Below are 551 nucleotides of genomic sequence, written 5' to 3' on the forward strand. Positions count from 1 at the left end.
ACGCTGACCAGCACCGGCGTGTATAACGGCGTGGGCGGCGCGATCCTCAGCCGCCCGATCAACGCGCGCAAGGGCGAGCTGTACGGCGTAGAGCTGAACTGGCAGCAGCATTTCAGCTTCCTGCCGGGCGTGCTGAGCGGGCTGGGCGTGTTCGCCAACTATACCTATACCAAGGGCAGCGCGACCTTCGACGCCGCCTATGGCGGGCGCAGCCGCTTCGCGCTACCGGGCCAGTCGACGCATATGTGGAACGCCAGCGTCTTCTACGAGCGCGGGCCGGTCAATGTCCGCGTCGCCTATACCAAGCGCTCCGACTATCTGGACGAGATCAACGCGACCAACCCCGCGCTCGACCTGTATTGGGAGGGCCGCGGTCAGCTGGACGTCACGGGCAGCGTGCAGCTGGCGAAGGGCATTAACCTGTTCGCCGAGGGCAAGAACCTGACCAACACGCCGGGCGTGCGCTATTTCGGCGAACGCTTCCGCACATATGAATATGAGAAGTTCGGCTACACGCTGTTCGGGGGTGTGCGGGTCAAGCTGTAAGGGGC

1 protein-coding gene is annotated in these 551 nt (G+C 64.2%); it reads left to right on the forward strand.

The genetic code is table 11. The features are described from left to right. A partial coding sequence (locus NS355_RS06780; protein ID WP_167345418.1) for a TonB-dependent receptor domain-containing protein occupies positions 1 to 546 on the forward strand: 546 nt, incomplete at its 5' end. Positions 547 to 551: the final 5 nt, after the last annotated feature.

The organism is Sphingomonas yabuuchiae, from assembly GCF_001477495.1.
GTDB lineage: Bacteria > Pseudomonadota > Alphaproteobacteria > Sphingomonadales > Sphingomonadaceae > Sphingomonas > Sphingomonas yabuuchiae_A.